Below are 17149 nucleotides of genomic sequence, written 5' to 3'. Positions count from 1 at the left end.
ATAGGGTTGAGATATTTTATAATTTCCATTTATGGCTGAAAGTTAAAAATGAACGACCTATTTAAAATACCCTAAGAAATTTTGAGAACTCATCCCCACATTTTTAATGATAATATATTAGCATTATAAGCATAAAATAAAACATGCTACTTCTTAGAATTTTGAATGTATTATTAAATGCTAAAGAAGCGATCAATCTACTGGAAACAATTTATTTGTTAAAGATGAGAAGACAACATTACTTTTTGGTTCTTACAACAGTTTTGTTTTGTTACTGGCACAGTTTCGCCCAAAATCCAGAGTTATCGGATAGTTTAAAAAGCGTCTATTACTCTAATTCAGAGAATCAGACAGATTTGGAAATGCTCTCCAATATTGCAGATAATGAAGTAGATCCTGATAGTGTAACTAAATATTCTTTATTATTAATAACAAATGCAAAGGCTCTTGGAGATGATGAAATGATATACTCAGGTTATCATCAACTAGGTAATGGCTTGCGTTTACAAGGTGATTTTAAAGAAGCTTTAAAAGCGTATTTCAAGAGTCTGAATTATGCAAATAAAATTAGGGATAACAAGGCAATTGCATACACCAATATAGAAATAGGTAATGTATACTCCCTAAGTGGAAATACTGCTAATGCCGATCTATATTATAATAAAGGAATAGATGAGTTGCGCAAAGGGAAGGATTCAATTCCGCTTGGTAGCGCTCTTTTCAATGCAGGAGACGAATACCTACGATTAGGGAATTTAGAGAAAGCTGAGATTTTCACCAAAGAAGCCGAGCTTATTTTTGAAAAAGCAGACTATCCTTTAGGAAGAGCCTATAGCTTAGGAAATCTTGGTAGAATTAATGCTGGTTTGGGTAATGATGATCTGGCTGAAGAGAATTTAAACACTGCTATCGTTCTACTTCAAGAGTTGAATGCACATAATGCCATAGCAGAATTCCTTGTTTCTCTTTCTAATGTATATTCTGAAAAAGGAGACACAGAAAAAGCTTTTGAATACGCTAGGAGAAGTTTAGAGATCTCAAAGAAATATGGGTTTAAGAATTATATAGCCGCTGCCTACGCAAAACTTTCAGAACTATATGAAGAAATAGGCTATACCGCAAAATCCTTTCAATATTATAAAGATTTTATCACGTACCGTGATAGTGTAAGGAATTTAGAGTCTATAAGCGAGATGGCAAATTTGCGTACCAATTTTGAAATTTCACAAAAACAAACCGAAGTAGATCTACTGAGTCAGCAGAAAAAAAATCAACAAAATATTGTGATTGGGGTTTTAGTAGCATTATTCTTATTAATGCTTCTAGTATTTGGATTGTATAGGCGAAACAATTTTATAAGACGTACTAATTTGATCATAGAAAAAGAGAAAAATAGATCTGAACGTTTGTTGCGAAATATTCTTCCGGAGGGAACAGCATTAGAGCTTATGGAGACCGGGAAAGTAAAAGCCAAAAAATTTAAGGAGGTAAGTGTTTTATTTACAGATTTTGAAGGGTTCACCCAATATGCTGAAAGCCTCTCTCCAGAAGAACTGGTTAAGAGTGTAGATTTCTATTTTACCAAATTCGATAAAATTATTGAAAAGCATGGTCTGGAAAAGATAAAAACAATTGGCGATTCCTATATGTGTGCAGCAGGAGTACCATTCCCTATTAAAGATCATGCTATAAAGATCATGTATGCAGCGCTGGAAATTTTAGATTTTGTAGAAAAATCAAAAAGAGACCACCAAGGACTTGATGCTCAATTTGAAATTAGAATTGGTATTAATAGTGGCTCATTGATCGCTGGAGTGGTGGGTAGCAAAAAATTTGCTTACGATATTTGGGGAGATACAGTAAATATGGCCTCTCGAATGGAATCATGCTCTGAGAGTGGGAAGATAAATATTTCAGAAAACACTTATCAATTGGTTAAAGGTGATTTTTCTTGTATAGAACGAGGTAAGATAGAAGTAAAGAATAAGGGGATGGTTCCCATGTATTTTGTAGAGTGTGTCAAGGATCTTAGTACAAAAAGTACTAATGGAATACCCACTGCAATGAGTTAATAATTTTAATAGCTGTTTATAAAAATAAAACCAACAAAAATCAAATATTATGAAAACAACTACATTATTAAAAAGGACAATTAGAACTGCCAGTTTTTTAACAATTCTTCTCGTTTTGATCTCCTTCAAACATGAGAAACCAAAATCACAAAATTCTTTAGAGATATCTAAAGATCTCGTATTGAACAATGTGAACGATTATAACCTGGCTATTACTGTAAAAAATAATACCATAGAAGTGGAGCGAAAAGATGTACAAGTAGTTTTAGTGATAGATACAGATGGTATAAATAATAGTAATTTAGACTCTAAAGTGCTTTTTGTAAATGTGGGAGATACTACAGAGAATCGGTCTGGTTATTCAAAGAACTTTTTAACTAAAGTTTATAAGAATAAAAAAATTCAGTGGAGTGCAGTGCCTCAAGATGAAAACAGTAGTTTGACCATAGACGTATTAGCTATCTTTAGAAAAGAAGATGCGGGTGCAGAGATCATGGAAGATATTTATATAGAAGAAGGTAAGAAAGGAGTGGTAACCGCAAAAATTAAAAACAAAAAGGTTGTAGGAATAGAAAATTATAGTGTTGTCTTCAGGATCAATGAAGAGATACCGAGAACATTCACAGTAGATCCTAAATTGCAAATGGGACCTTAGATTAAATGATAGGATCTTTAATCCCTCATTGAGGGTTTAATTCCCCGAGGCCTGCCCGAAACATTCAGGCGGGCCTGCCTCGAATTTTTAAAAGTATTTTCCTCCCGAACCATCGGGACATACCTCGTAGGCCCGCCCGTACCGTTCGGGCGGGCTTGCTTCGAGGTTCTTGATTTGCACCTTTAAGTATAAATCCATCATCCCGCTTCGTGATCATTTTTAAATCAAATATGATCTTTTAATTGTAAGCTGTTTTTTAAGTACCAGAAATTGATATAATGCTATTTTTATCAGCAAAATTTATTTGGTCGTGAGATTCCAGTTTTAAGATGAAACCGCAACTTACAGGGACGGAGCTGATTTACAAAAAGCAGAAGCTAGAAAAGCTATAGGTTTTTTGATCTTGCTTGGTATAGATTCAATTTGGTCTAAAAATAAAGAATTCGCTTTAAGGCACTTCCTTTATTGTATGTGTATATTTGAATGTACACCTCCAAAAATGAATAATAACTTCTAGCTTACCCCAGGAATTTCAATCATTTTACCTTTCTTGGATTCTCCAAGAACCGTAACTTCTTTGTTTTTACGATACTCTTCTATAGCAAGTATAAGTTGCTCTTTAGTATCTCTACGGATTTTTATGGCCGTTCTTTGATTTTTATTTCGAACTTCTATATAAAATCCGTCTCTTAAATCTTTTGGTTTAGTGGAAGGTCTTCCCATATTTGCTATTTCTATGGTTACAATTTATGTAGCCTAAAGGTTTAATAATTAAACATATAATAAAAAAAGGAGGAAAAGAAATTTTTTTGAACATGATTACTCTTCAAGCCAATAATTATTCTTTGGACAGCCAATCTAAGTGCTTAAATGGATTTTGAGTTACAAAAGGACTAAGAAAGTCTCACAAAAATCAGCATTTCCTTTAATTAAATGCAAAGGTAAGGATTTCTGCTGTAATTTCCGCTTTGTTAAGCTCTTGTATTAGTGATTTCTCTTTTCTTGTTAAGAAGAAGCATTTAGTATTTTAAAGTGTAAAATACTAAAGGAAGAAAAACTCGTATTATTTAACACAAATAATATAGAGCTGATTCTGTATATTGAAAATAAACTACAGGGTGTATCAGGGAATTAGCCATCTTAAAAATTATATTTGTTACTATATAATTTGTTGTAGATAGGTAGTTGAAAAATATAGCTATGAACATGGAAATTGATAAAATAGCCCTGATAAAGATTAAAAGTGGTCAAGTTTTAAGCACTCGATCTAAAGGGAAGAACAACTATTATTTCCCGGGAGGGAAAAGAGAAGTAGGTGAGACCGATGAACAAACTTTGATCAGGGAGATACGAGAAGAACTGAGTGTGGAGATCATTCCAGACTCCTATAAATACTTGGGTACTTTCAAAGCTCAATCTGATGGAATGAAAGATGGAATTATAGTTAAAATGACTTGTTATTCGGCAGACTTTAATGGAACTCTAAAAGCGAATAATGAAATTGAGGAAATAAAATGGCTGAACTATGCCGATATTAATTCAGTTTCCGCAGTTGATAAAATAATATTTGACTTCTTAAAAGATAAAGGAGACTTAGATTAATACCGGGTAATTGTGAAAAAAGTGATATTTTAGAAATCAATTAAAAAAGAACAAAGCCAATAATACCAATAGACGGGAGTAGAACCAACTCTACGATACTTTCTTTAATCAAGTCCGTTATCTACAAGCTGAAAAAAATCCGAACTAAAAAAGTCTACCGCACAAACAGCACATTTATTTTTTCTTAACAAAACGCACCAAAAAAACAATAAAAATGTATCTTTTTTTGCGAACAGAAATACTGTGTATTCTAACGCATGAAACAAAAAACCAATTAGAAATTCCTGTTTTTGTAACTGATGCAGAAATATATTCACATATAGCCACTTTTTTTATTCATATTAGCCTATGCTTTTACATAAGTTAGAACTCATGGCATCTTCAGAAAAAAGTTAAGTATTCGTATAAAGCTGTTACAATTAGTGACAGCCATAGCCATCATCGCAATATTATAGAAAAGGGAAGTTCTAAAAAAAGGCCTACTATATTTATAAGTTCATGATCCTTGTTAGAAGCTTTTACATATCCTTTGGTCACGTCTTCACAACAAAAGACTTTAGTAGGATCATCATCCAGATTTATTGTTAATAGCTCGGCAAAATTTACTTCATACTTTATTTTAAAATATTTGTTTGCAAGGCTCAATGTTTTTTTAAGTTAAAAACAGAACTTTAAAAGTTATAAATGTAACAGTCAAATATTTTTCCTCTCGGTTAGATCTTTGTTGGATTGTGATAAAGCTTTTATGCTAAAGTAATATTAAAGTGGTGCTAAATTGATGCTAAAGCCATTATAATGAGGCATTTGATTCGTAAATTAAGGATGTTATTAACCATTAAAAAATAAATTATGAAAAAGTTATTAAGCATTTTTTTTATTTGCACTCTTTTTTTTAGTTGCAGCAAAGACACCGCAGTTTTAGAAGATGCATTAGAAAGCAGCACCATGAGCGAAGCTAATTCCAAGGCTAAATCCAAAGCTAAACCCAACGAGAATAATGCGTTTACTGAATTTAAGGTAACGATTACCAACCTTGGAGGAACAGAAGAATATGTTAATATCCTTTCACCTGGGACCTTTGTAGTACAAAAAAAGAATAGCGCCCCTCTATTTATGGTAGGCGTTGAAGCTGGAGAAGGTTTGGAAAATCTTGCTGAGGACGGTTTTCCGGAATTGTTGACGATGAGCTTAAAAAATGATCCTAAGGTTCGTTCCTTGGGAATTTTTGCTATACCAGTTGGGGATAACGCAAAAGGGCCAATCTTTCCTGGGGACTCTTACGAATTTACTATTACTGCAAAACATAATGATTTCCTAAACCTTGCCACTATGTTCGTGCAGTCCAACGATTTATTTATTTCTCCGGACCCAGAAGGGATAGCTCTATTTGACTCCAATAAGGAGCCAATAAGTGGAGACATTACGTCACATTTTAAATTATGGGATGCCGGTACTGAGGTAAATGCCGAGCCGGGAGTAGGGGAATTCCAAAAACCGAGACAGCCAGCTCCAAATACAGGACCAACTGAGAATGGAGTAGTACATCTTGTTGATGATGGATTTACTTATCCAAATGTTTCAACCATAATGAGCGTTGTAATAAGTCCGATAGAATAATTTCCAAGAGACAATTGCTATGAATGAAAAGAAGCCCTGTTCTAATCAGGGCTTTTTTATATTGCCTTTATTTCTCGAAACAATAAAAGAGATAATAACATCAGAAACTTAAATTTCAATAATCTCTAATATCATAGAGCAAAGAAAATATTTCAAACATCCATACTCACATGTAATCAACGCAGTAAAACCTTAGACGACGTTAGACAGCAACCGGCTACCGAAGACTCTTTCTCATAAGGTTTTCATTAATCCAAGACTATTAAAATCTCCAAAAAAATCTTCAGGGAAGTCAGCAGATTTCTTGAAATGCTCTCTATCGGTAAGTATTTCACACAATAAGTCCATAATTTTCCTCATAATCATAGCTCTCGATCATAATCCTAACATGAATTCAGGAGATCAAAAATTCAACCCAGTTAAAGTGCAATCCTCTTCCTATCACTTTTTGGGTTTTAATATGGCGCGAAGTAAGGAAATAAAAGCTTTAAGAGATCAAACTCTAAGCAGCAGATCCCATTTTTGAAGATTTATTATAAATTTCAATACAATCGATGGTTTTAATGCATTTTTGATATATTTACTCGTATAAAAATAAAAATTTATCACTTCCCTCAAAATTATTAATGAAACAATATATCATCCTGGCTTTTGCCTTATTTTCTCTGTCATACTCTTTTTCACAGGTAGAAAGCAATAATAAAAAGATCCGCGTTTTTCTGGACTGTCAATCTTATTGTGATCAAGATTTTATAAAACGTGAAATTCCCTTTGTAGATTATGTAAATGACCGTTTCCAGTCTAATGTTTTTATTTTATCGAATGCTCAGGTAACGGGAAGTGGAGGCCTTGAATATACCTTACAGTTTACAGGAAGGGAAGTTTTCACTGGGGTAAATGATACACTTTCTTTCGTAAGGCAGGCAACCGCTACCGATGACGAAGAAAGACAACAAATGGTGCAGACCCTAAAATTGGGTCTTGTAAAGTATCTTGCCCGAACAGAGCAAGGAAAAAATTTACAAATAACTTTCAAGGAAGAAGAGGGAGAAGCAGGAAAAGGAACAGAAGAAGAACAAGAAGATCCGTGGAATCTTTGGGTATTTAATGCGCGACTTAACGGTTATCTTAATGGGGATAAGAATTACTTTAGGAACAGTTTCAGCACAGGATTTTCAGCATCCAGAATTACTGAAAAGTTTAAAACTACAACATCTCTTAACTACAGTGTGAATAAAAATCGTTTTGGGGAAGGGGAAGATGCCTTTGAATTTTCAAACGAAAATTACCGGGCAAACAATACTACTGTATGGTCACTTGGTGATCATTGGTCTGCCGGAGGTTATATCGAAGTTCTTAGATCAGATTTTAGCAATTATAGATCCTCCTGGACTCTTTCTCCTGCAATAGAATATAATTTCTTTCCTTATTCAGAATCTAACAGCAATTATGTTGGTTTGATGTATAAAGTAGGACCATCCTATTTCGATTATATCGAAGAAACCATTTATTTAGAAACCGAAGAATTGAGGTTTAAGCACAACCTTTCCCTGGATATAAGTTTAAATAAAAAGTGGGGGCAACTAAGCGGTTCAGCATCCTACGGCCATTATTTTCATGATGTTTCCAAGAACAGGCTCACATTTTCTGGTTATGCAGATCTCCGTCTTTACAAGGGTCTGTCGCTTAACTTTAGCGGTTATTATGCGCTGCAACGGGACCAGTTGAATATAGCTAAAGGAGATATTTCTAATGAAGATCTTTTAACCAGAAGGAGACAGCTCGATTCAAATTATTCATTTTATACTAGTTTTGGGATCCGTTACAGGTTTGGGTCTATTTTCAATAATGTGGTCAATCCGCGTTTTGATGGAGCCGGGAGCACGTTCTTTTTCTAAAATTGGCTGGCAGGAAATCGAAAATTTTACGAAGTTAAACCGCGGCACATATCTCCATTATTCATACTTCCTGTAAACATCAAGTTTCCAGATCATCCTATGATTGCTGGCTCAAAAATCACAGTACTTTAGAACTATAGAAGCCTGGGATGAGTAAGAAAGACGAGATCAAGAAACTCAAAGAAAAGATTGAGGAACTAGGGTTTGTAATAGACTTTCAACAGAATATTTCTAAACTAGAACTCATAACCTGAGATGTTATGTCTAAAAAAAATTGCCCTAAACATTAGATACCAGATCGAAAAAAGGAAACAAAAGCCTTCAGAAAAATGAAGAAGCGATTATTTGGCTTACTCTAATTTCAATAAAATTTAGTAAATTTAAATGGGTGCTTCAGAATTAAGGTTTTACTATTTAACCAAACGCATCTAAGAATGCTGACACTTCTGCCCACAATGATGCTAAAATTTTAATCGTAAATAGCTATTATTTTATGATAAAGTCATTTTTTATAGGCCTGTTTTTATTAACTCCTCTAATGGGATCCTCGCAGGTAAACGACAGTCTGGCTGAGCCAGTTATCTCCATAGAAAAGGAAAAGCTCTTAAAAAATATAAATATCACATTCGATATGCGAATGGAGTTTCAGGCATATACCTTTAGGGGCAGTGATCTTTATTACAACGGCTTACAGTTTGAAAATGGGTTCACAGCCCTAGGAATTTCTGCAAAACTACACGAAAGGGTGGACTTTAATTTTAGAAACCGCTTTAATAAAGGCGGCGATGTGCAATCCTTGGATCGACTGGGCAGTAATATTGAATTGGCTTATATAGACATTAAAGCCAGTCCGTCCCTTAATATTGTACTGGGAAAGACCTATGCGTTTTACGGGGGTTATGAATACGAGTTCAAGGCTATGGATGTTCTGGAATATAATGATATTCAAAGCAATGCCCTGGCTTTTGTTACCGGAGTCGGAATTACTTACCAAAATTCAAAACATCACAAATTCGGATTCCAGGTGCTAAACTCGCGTACCATGCTTTATGACGACCTTTATCGGGATGTAGTTGCAGAAAATATCCAAGAACCTGACTGGCCGGTGGCACTTGTTGGAAACTGGCGAGGAAGCTTTTTCAATGAAAAATTTCAAACCATTTATAGCTTGAGTTATTCCAATCAGGTAAAAAAAAGAGGCACCTATTTTTTTACTTTAGGTAACAAATATCAAAACCGTAACCTGACTTTGATGTATGACTTTAATTACAGCTACGAAGAGATCGATACGAAGGGTATTGTTACAAATATTCTCGGTAGCGATACAGTGGCTGAAGATTCGGGATATATAGAAAACTGGTTAAGAGCAGAATACCGTATCAGTCCAAAGTTTACAGGATTATTAAGTCTTATGACCAGCAGCGCCTATAGTGACTTCACAAGCGACCGAAACCACCTTAGAACGAGCTATGGAATGGTGCCTACCGTATATTACAGTCCATTTAAAAATATTGATGTCCGGTTTTTCTTCGCTTATATCGGCAGGTATTATGATCATACCAATTATGCTATAGAAAATTTTGGTGCAGCTAATTATAACAGAAATGAAGTAAGGCTTGGCTTTATTGCTCCCTTATTGTTATTGTAAGATTCTTCAGCATTAAACTATTAGGCCTTCAGGAATATTTAGGAGTGCTAAAAGATTTCAGAGATAAAATTGAAATTATACCACCTAATAACCTTATTGGTTTAGGTGTTTTGGATTTGGATGAAATTATACGCAGGTTTTCCACCATAATTTTTCCACTATCGTTCTTTTGAATAAAGGATTATCTTAACTAATGGAAATTATCCAACTGCCAATTTCTGACTTTCTTTTAAAAGAAAGGAAGGCATTGGTTCATTTAATTTCCATTCTATATTCATAGGTTTTTCTCCTTTTGATTTTATAAAATCTGCTTCTCCTAAAAATGTATATGACATTGTGAATCCGTATTCATCACTATTTTGTTCCCTTATAAAAATAAAAATTTTTTTACCATCTACTTTATGATTTATATAAGATGCTCCTTTTGGAGATAATGGTGCGGTACTATTTTGCGATTGCCAGTGTATAAGCTGGTTACTTAATGCATAATCTTCATACATCGTAGTCGGAGAGTAGTCTTTTTCAGTTTTCTTTAGGGTTATAAAAAGCGCTTCAAGATTGAGATCTTTTTGAAGTGCAACACCTTCTCGATTAGAAGATTGCTTCTCAAAAGTGCTCAAACCTAAACTAACTAAAATTTGCTCTCTGTTATATTTGCTGTGTATTTTAAGTGGATAAGGAAATTTTAAATCAATGTCCTTTTCTATAAATTCTATTTTATCGATTAAGTGCTTTACAAATTCAACCATCTCTTGAAGCATAGTTTCATTATTACGTAATGTTTGTAAGCTTTCTTGAATGGTTTTAAATCTGAGTTTCAAACCAGATTCTTGCCATATATCGTAATGAAACATAAGAAGCATAATTTCTTCTTCTTTAGAATAAATAGTATCCTTAAAATTCTCCTTAATTAATTTTAAAAGAAATGATAAATAACTAATTGAATTACAGTGAATTAATTTTTTCTGCAAACAGCTGGTAATTTCTTTTTCTTGTGGGTCTTTAAAATCTTTTATTTCGCCTGCGTCTGCGCACAATCTTTTCCAGCTTCCTTTTCTGTAAACCTGTCTGATATCTAGATTATGAAATTCTAAAAAATTAAATAAGGTTAAAGGAAGGGTAGTTACATGTTTAAAGTTCTTAATCTTTTGAAGTAACTGAGGTCTTCTAAATTCAGTCGCTTCTTTTATATTTCTAATGATGATTTCTTTAGCTTTTTTCTCTAGGACAATAGAACAACCTAAAGGCAGGTGAGGAAATTCATCTTCAATTTCCTTTATAATGGACGTATGAGTTTTCCCTACTAAGGCTCTAAACTTATGCTCGAAATCATATTCTGGACGAGCATTACCCACAAAATCTAATACAGTCAAGCAATCCTTATTCTCTGCAAGCCTCAACCCGCGGCCTAATTGCTGTAAAAACACTGTAAGACTTTCGGTTGGTCTTAAAAATAAAACTGTGTCTATATCTGGGATATCTACTCCTTCATTAAATATATCTACAACGAATAGATAGTTGATTTCTTTATTAGAAAGTTTATTTCGAATGGCTTCTCGAGAAGAACTATTGTTGCTAACTAAATACTCTGCCTTTAATCCTGCTGACACAAATTTTTCTGCCATATATTTTGCATGTTCCTGACTAACACAAAATCCCAAGGCCTGTACATCCCTTATATCCGTCAAATATTCTTCGCAATTTTTTATTATATCAGCAACTCTACGGTCACTTTCCGTGTAAATCTTGGTTAACTCAGATATATCATATTTTCCATTCCATTTTATATTAGTTAAATCTACAGTATCGGAAAGGGCAAAGTATTGGAATGGCGAAAGCAACTTCCGATTTAGTGCTTCGGGAAGGCGAATTTCAGCAGCAATTTTGTTATGAAAATCTTCAGTGATATCCCCGCCATCCATTCTTTCAGGGGTTGCTGTTAATCCAAGAAGTATTTTAGGTTCAAAAGTCTTTAAAATGGGTCTATAACTATTGGCTTTAATATGATGAACTTCATCAATTATTATATAATCATAAAAATCTTTATCTAAATTTAAATTACTCATTCTGCTTTTCATGGTTTGAACAGAGGCGAAAAGCTGATTATAAGTTACCGGCTCAATTCCATCTACCCATAATTCCCCAAAGTTTGCATTCTTCAAAACATGTTGGAAAGTTCTTTGGGCTTGTACTAATATTTCTTTTCTGTGAGCAATAAATAAAAATTTAGAATTAGGATTCTCTTTGTTGAATCTTTTAAAATCAAAAGCAGAGACAACTGTTTTTCCAGTTCCAGTAGCTGCAACCAATAAATTTTTATTTCTATTATGAATAACTCTTTCAGATTGCAGTTTAGATAATATTTCCTCTTGATAGGGGTAAGGTTTTAAATCAAAGAAACTTGTGATTTGATTTGTTCCAAAGTTACTTTGTCTTTTAAGTGCTTTACTTAATTTTAATTTATCCAAGCCTTGGGTGTAATATTCGAATTCTGGATCTTCCCAATAGGTCTCAAAGGTTTTTTGAAACTTTTCAATAATATGACTAATTTCTTGAGAGGTTACCTTTAGGTTCCATTCTAGTCCATTTGTTAATGCTGACCTTGATAAATTTGATGAACCAATATATCCAGTATTAAACCCTGAGTTTCTAATAAATAAATATGCTTTGGCATGTAGCCTTTCATGCTCAGAATTATATGAAACCTTAATGCTTGTATTAGGTAGAGTAGAAAGGTATTCAATTGCTTTAACATCCGTTGCACCCATATAAGATGTAGTAATGATGTTTAATTTCTTTCCGCTATTTGTAAATTCTTCTAATTCTTTTTTGAAAATTCTTATTCCAGAATATTTTATAAAAGAAACTAACCAATATATTTCATCAGCAGATAATATTTCTTTTCTTAATTCGCTTTCCAAAGAAATTCCAACATTGTTTCCAGTAAATAATTCACTTTGACTTAATCGGGTATATGGTGTGATTTCTTTTAAACGATCATTTAGATTGGAATACGGGAAGTCAAGTTTGGAAAATATAGCTTGTAAAATTCTACCTTCGTTTACTATTAAATTGTTTGAGAATTCAACATCCCCAAGTTCTTCTGTTAGTAGGTTAATTATTTTATTCGCTAGTTCAATCTGCTTTAATATCTTATCGGGAGATTTAATGTCATTAAGCGCATACTTAATAATTCCCGTTAAGTACATGCTTAAATATTGCGCTGCCTCCTCTTTATCTAGAAATGTTTCACTAATATGAAATTTCTCGGAATCAATTTTATTTAAATTACTTGATACAATATTATTTATTAATTGCTCGTAGAGACCTGTTTCAAAACTCATTTATAATTTTGTATATAATAATTAACAATAGGTATATCTGCCTCAGCCCAATCTAATTTTTTAAGTTGTTCCTTACCAAGCCATTTAATTTCTTGATGTTCGGTTAGATTGATATCCCGGGATAGTGCTTTGCATCTAAATGGGATTAATTTGATTCTCTCCTTGTTTAAAAACCTATAAGTAAATGATGGAAGTCTTTCCACTATTTCAATCTCAAGATCTAATTCTTCTTTAATTTCTCTTTTAAGACATTCTTTATAGCTTTCATTCTTTTCTTTTTTACCACCGGGAAATTCCCATTTTAATGGAAGTTTCATAATTTCACTTCGTTGCGCACAAAGAATTTTACCCTCCATCTCAATAATTGCACATGAAACTTTAAGGATATTTAATTTTGAAAGTAAATTCATCTTTGAAACCTTCGCGTTGGATTGATTAATGAACCTTAATTAATAATTAAAACCAAATAATTACCTCGGTTTAAATTAAGGAACTCATGATATATCTAATGGATAATTAAGTTTATGATGAAATTTTAAAAATTCTTGGAAATCGCGAAATGTAGGGGAAACTCGAATAAGCAAGATACATCAGCTAGTAAAGCTAAAAAAATATCTCAACTCTAACCACTTCAGCTAAAAAAAGATTTTAGAAGCTATTTCTATGTAACCAGGGATATATATTCTTCAAGCTTAGCGGCTTCAAATTTCATTTTTACGACTCAATACCTATTCCAATTCCTTTAAAATCAATACCGGCACCTTTGGATTAAAATCGATGTCTTCTTTAATTCGCTTTGGAAAGAGTTTGCGGAAAAACCCCTGCTTTCGTTTATAAAGTGCCAGAAAATTACTTGCCCTACTTTCAATAAATAAATGAACACCCATAGTAGCCGTAGTTTGCGTGAGTTTATGAAAGCTGAAATCAACTTCAGCAAAATGGGTTTTCAGCGTTTCTCTGTTTTGTTCCTGCTCTGTAGTGAGCGGCCTGCCATCGGTATCAATATACAAGACCCTGATGCTGGCATTTAAATAAATAGTCATATCTATAAGCGCTACAACATCTTTATTTTTAAACGCAAATTTAAAAGTGGTTGGAAAAACTATTTCTCTGTTGGATTCTGGTAATTCTTGCATTAGTTCGGGTAGAACTAAAAAGGGACAATTTTCTACCTTTTCCGTCACTTCTGAAATTTCATTCTCAAAAGAGGCGTTTATCGAAACATTTTCGCCCCGGGAAACCATTAAGATCAAATCTATATTGTGCGTATCTATACATTCCTGCATGGCTTCATCGAGATCTTTATTTCGCGATATTGTTTCAAACTGATGCTTCTCGTTTTCTTGTCTGAAATTTAAACCTTGAAGAATCTTCTGTAATCCTTTTTCCGATTCAGCCTTTGCTGCTTCCAGTTCGGTGTTATTGTTTTTACTTAGTGAGATTCTTGCTGGAGCTTCATAAACATTCAGAATAAAAAAAGTACAGGGAATGTTTTTGTAAAGATTTAAAGCATACACCAAGGTATTCCATGCATGTTTGGTGAAATTGGTAGGAATAAGAATTTTCTTTTCCATAGAATAAAATGAATTATTAAGGGATTTCTGTAAATATACTAAAACTAATTTCTCAATATTTCTATTTTCCAGCGGAAAAACCTGATTTAAACAAAGGAAATAAGTAATCAACCAGCTGCTATGTGGTATTTTACTATTTCAAACTTAGTTTCTTAATGGAATGGCCTGGAATTAGAATGCACTTTGTAACTCTTGTATGTAAAATTTAATAACGGGGTGCACAATAGATTAATATGAGAAAACTAATTAAATAGTGAAGAGGCTGTGAAGCCCCTGTTTAAAAGAATATGATGTCATTTGATATCAAATGAATACAAGTAAGATTTACTGTTTACTTGCCAATACAGAAGTTAGCAAAGATATTTCCTAGTAGGTCATCGTTGGTGATTTCTCCGGTGATCTCTCCAAAATGATATAAAGCCTGGCGGATATCTATTGCCATAAGGTCTCCAGAAAGATTATCATTTAATCCTTGTTGTACCTTGTTGATCTCTTCTAAAGCGCTAAGCAACGCATTATAATGCCTGCTATTGGTCACAATAGTATTATTGTTCCTTAACTCGCCAGTATTCACGAATTGCAATAATTTTTGCTGTAGTTCTTCTACGCCCATTCCCGTTTTAGCAGATAGCAGTAGGTATTGAGATTTCTCAACTCCTCGAGAGATGACTTCTAATTCTTGTTGTAAATTTTCTAACTCTTTTGGTTCTAGCGTATCCACTTTATTTACAATAATAAGCAATGGCTTTTGTGGAAACTGATTATGGATCTTTCGGAGTTCTACTTGGATATTTTTTGTAAAAGCAACGTCACCCTGTCCCGAGGCATCGGGAGATTTTGGGGTCTCTGATTCTTGAGATGCTGAAACAAGTTCAGCATGACCGAGCTTATCTGCACTTAGCAGATAAATTACCACCTGCGACTGACTTATCTTTTCGAAGGTCTTTTTTATTCCAAGGCCTTCAATTATATCCTGAGTTTCACGGATTCCTGCGGTATCTATAAATCTGAAACCTATTCCGCCAATACTTATTTCATCTTCAATAGTATCACGAGTAGTTCCTGCAATTTCTGAAACGATGGCGCGCTCTTCATTTAGCAGTGCGTTCAGCAAGGTAGATTTACCCACATTCGGCTCCCCAACAATAGCAACAGGAATTCCGTTTTTTAGCACATTTCCAACTGCAAAGGAATCGATCAGTTTTTTAAGCACTTGTTGGATACGAGTTACTAAATTCTGAAACTCATCTCTGTTAGCGAATTCCACATCCTCTTCAGCAAAATCGAGCTCCAGTTCTATTAGAGAAGCAAAATTTAAAAGTTCCTGACGCAGCTTCTGAATTTCATTAGAAAAGCCACCACGCATTTGCTGCATTGCCATTTGGTGAGACGCAGAATTTTCAGAAGAAATAAGATCTGCAACAGCTTCAGCCTGACTAAGATCCATTTTTCCATTCAGGAAAGCTCTTAAAGTAAATTCCCCTGCTTCCGCAGAGCGACTCCCATTCCGAATTAATAACTGAATGATCTCTTGTTGGATATATTGACTTCCGTGACAAGAGATCTCAATTGTATGTTCTCCCGTATAACTCTTAGGCCCATGAAATATAGATACCAAGACTTCATCTATAATACGTGCTCCGTCAATGATATTTCCTAAATGAAGCGTATGTGTAGGCTGCTTTTTTAATTCTTTTTTAGACTTTGCCACGAAAAGTGGGGAAACTATATTTATTGCTTCTGGACCAGAAACACGTATCACTGCAATTGCCCCTGAACCAGATGGGGTAGCCAAAGCTACTATGGTATCGTTTAAAATCATGCGGCAAAGATAGTAAAGAAATGAGAGCTTGTTTAATCCTAAGCTTGTAACATATTTCTTAAATTCACTACTTATAGGATATATTCATCAATCAAACAAACATCATGAGAGAAGACAATCAATTATTAGTATTAACACATTTAAGTCAGTTACTGGACCTGGTTACATTGATAGGTGGTTTTATAGTGCCTTTAGTAATTTGGCTCACCCAAAAAGATAAAGTCTTTGGGATGGATGCCCATGGCAAAATGATCCTTAATTTTCAGATCAGTATATTTATTTATTCCATTTTCTGTATTCCATTGATCCTATTATTTGGATTAGGTATATTTCTGTTAATTGGTATTGGTATCGTAGCTATCCTTTTCCCGATCTTAAATGCTATTAAGGTTAGCAATGGGGAAATACCTAACTATCCACTTTCTATTGAGTTTATAAAGTAATTTTTTCAGAATTATATTAAACTTAAAAGAACAATTTCTAAAAGTAGAAAAGCGTCATACTGAGACCCATGATAAAAAAATTATCTAGCGTAGGTTTTTGACGTATGATTGTTTCTAGCTGATTTATTTTTTTAAAAACTTCTTTTTTGCAAGTGTAGTACTTCCCTGGCGTAAAATTTTCGAAGCCCTGCCCGTTCCGTTCAGGCGGGCTTGGAGAAAATTTAGCCGGGGAAGTACGATTCCAATTATGCGGCAGCGTAATTGGAAACACCTACAAAAAAGTGTCCTTTTCTTTTGTTTCTCCCGATTGCTATCGGGATTTGGACAAACAAAAAAATGAACAATCTCAAATATTAAAAAAATCAATACCGACCAAAGGGAGTATATTTCAGATTCTTGGAATTACGCCAATGGTAACCAGTTTCTGGGTCTCTTATTTCGGGCAACGAAAAATACGTCAAATGGTAGACCCAT

The 17149-nt window shown here is 33.9% G+C and carries 12 protein-coding genes; 7 read left to right on the top strand and 5 right to left on the bottom strand.

Features of this window, described 5'->3' with window-relative positions; genetic code table 11:
* The first annotated feature begins 143 nt into the window (after nucleotides 1-143).
* Nucleotides 144-2072, top strand: a complete 1929-nt coding sequence (locus tag ES724_RS12580) for an adenylate/guanylate cyclase domain-containing protein (protein ID WP_146933444.1) — start codon at nucleotides 144-146, stop codon at nucleotides 2070-2072.
* Between the two features lie 49 nt (nucleotides 2073-2121).
* Nucleotides 2122-2727 carry a hypothetical protein gene (locus ES724_RS12575; protein ID WP_146933442.1) on the top strand — a complete coding sequence of 202 codons (606 nt, stop codon included), beginning with the start codon at nucleotides 2122-2124 and terminating at the stop codon, nucleotides 2725-2727.
* Nucleotides 2728-3240: 513 nt separating this feature from the next.
* Here the strand turns inward: ES724_RS12575 and ES724_RS12570 are convergent.
* A complete protein-coding gene (locus ES724_RS12570) occupies nucleotides 3241-3450 on the bottom strand; it encodes a hypothetical protein (RefSeq protein ID WP_010228566.1) in 210 nt (69 codons plus the stop codon).
* 483 nt (nucleotides 3451-3933) lie between these two features.
* Here ES724_RS12570 and ES724_RS12565 point away from each other — a divergent pair, with 483 nt between their 5' ends.
* The 4 genes from ES724_RS12565 to ES724_RS12550 all read left to right on the top strand — a co-directional run bounded on the left by ES724_RS12565 (nucleotide 3934) and on the right by ES724_RS12550 (nucleotide 9492).
* Nucleotides 3934-4329, top strand: coding sequence for an NUDIX hydrolase (locus ES724_RS12565; protein ID WP_026838185.1), 396 nt, complete (start codon nucleotides 3934-3936; stop codon nucleotides 4327-4329).
* 849 nt (nucleotides 4330-5178) lie between these two features.
* Nucleotides 5179-5946 carry a spondin domain-containing protein gene (locus ES724_RS12560; protein ID WP_146933440.1) on the top strand — a complete coding sequence of 256 codons (768 nt, stop codon included), beginning with the start codon at nucleotides 5179-5181 and terminating at the stop codon, nucleotides 5944-5946.
* Between the two features lie 626 nt (nucleotides 5947-6572).
* Nucleotides 6573-7844, top strand: a complete 1272-nt coding sequence (locus ES724_RS12555) for a hypothetical protein (protein WP_146933439.1) — start codon at nucleotides 6573-6575, stop codon at nucleotides 7842-7844.
* A 493-nt stretch (nucleotides 7845-8337) separates the two neighbouring features.
* A complete protein-coding gene (locus ES724_RS12550; protein WP_146933437.1) occupies nucleotides 8338-9492 on the top strand; it encodes a porin in 1155 nt (384 codons plus the stop codon).
* Between the two features lie 200 nt (nucleotides 9493-9692).
* On the opposite strand, the gene ES724_RS12545 is transcribed toward ES724_RS12550, so the two are convergent.
* The 4 genes from ES724_RS12545 to mnmE form a co-directional block, all read right to left on the bottom strand.
* Nucleotides 9693-12836, bottom strand: a complete 3144-nt coding sequence (locus ES724_RS12545) for a DEAD/DEAH box helicase (protein ID WP_146933435.1) — start codon at nucleotides 12834-12836, stop codon at nucleotides 9693-9695.
* A complete protein-coding gene (locus ES724_RS12540; RefSeq protein ID WP_146933434.1) occupies nucleotides 12833-13246 on the bottom strand; it encodes a (deoxy)nucleoside triphosphate pyrophosphohydrolase in 414 nt (137 codons plus the stop codon). Before ES724_RS12540 ends, ES724_RS12545 begins: the two co-directional genes overlap by 4 nt.
* Nucleotides 13247-13564: 318 nt before the next feature.
* Entirely contained in the window at nucleotides 13565-14410 is an 846-nt protein-coding gene (locus ES724_RS12535; protein ID WP_146933432.1) for a universal stress protein, read from the bottom strand.
* Nucleotides 14411-14741: 331 nt separating this feature from the next.
* The gene (mnmE, locus tag ES724_RS12530; protein ID WP_146933430.1) at nucleotides 14742-16232 is read right to left on the bottom strand and encodes a tRNA uridine-5-carboxymethylaminomethyl(34) synthesis GTPase MnmE; all 1491 of its coding nucleotides are present in this window, start codon (nucleotides 16230-16232) and stop codon (nucleotides 14742-14744) included.
* Nucleotides 16233-16336: 104 nt separating this feature from the next.
* Between mnmE and ES724_RS12525 the strand changes: the two genes are divergently transcribed.
* Nucleotides 16337-16675 (top strand): DUF4870 domain-containing protein, encoded by a 339-nt coding sequence (locus tag ES724_RS12525; protein ID WP_146933428.1) that lies wholly within the window; start codon nucleotides 16337-16339, stop codon nucleotides 16673-16675.
* Nucleotides 16676-17149: the final 474 nt, after the last annotated feature.

The organism is Gillisia hiemivivida, assembly GCF_007997295.1.
GTDB lineage: Bacteria > Bacteroidota > Bacteroidia > Flavobacteriales > Flavobacteriaceae > Gillisia > Gillisia hiemivivida.
Note: the sequence above shows the minus strand (reverse complement) of the source record. Positions and strands in the feature narration are given on the sequence as shown.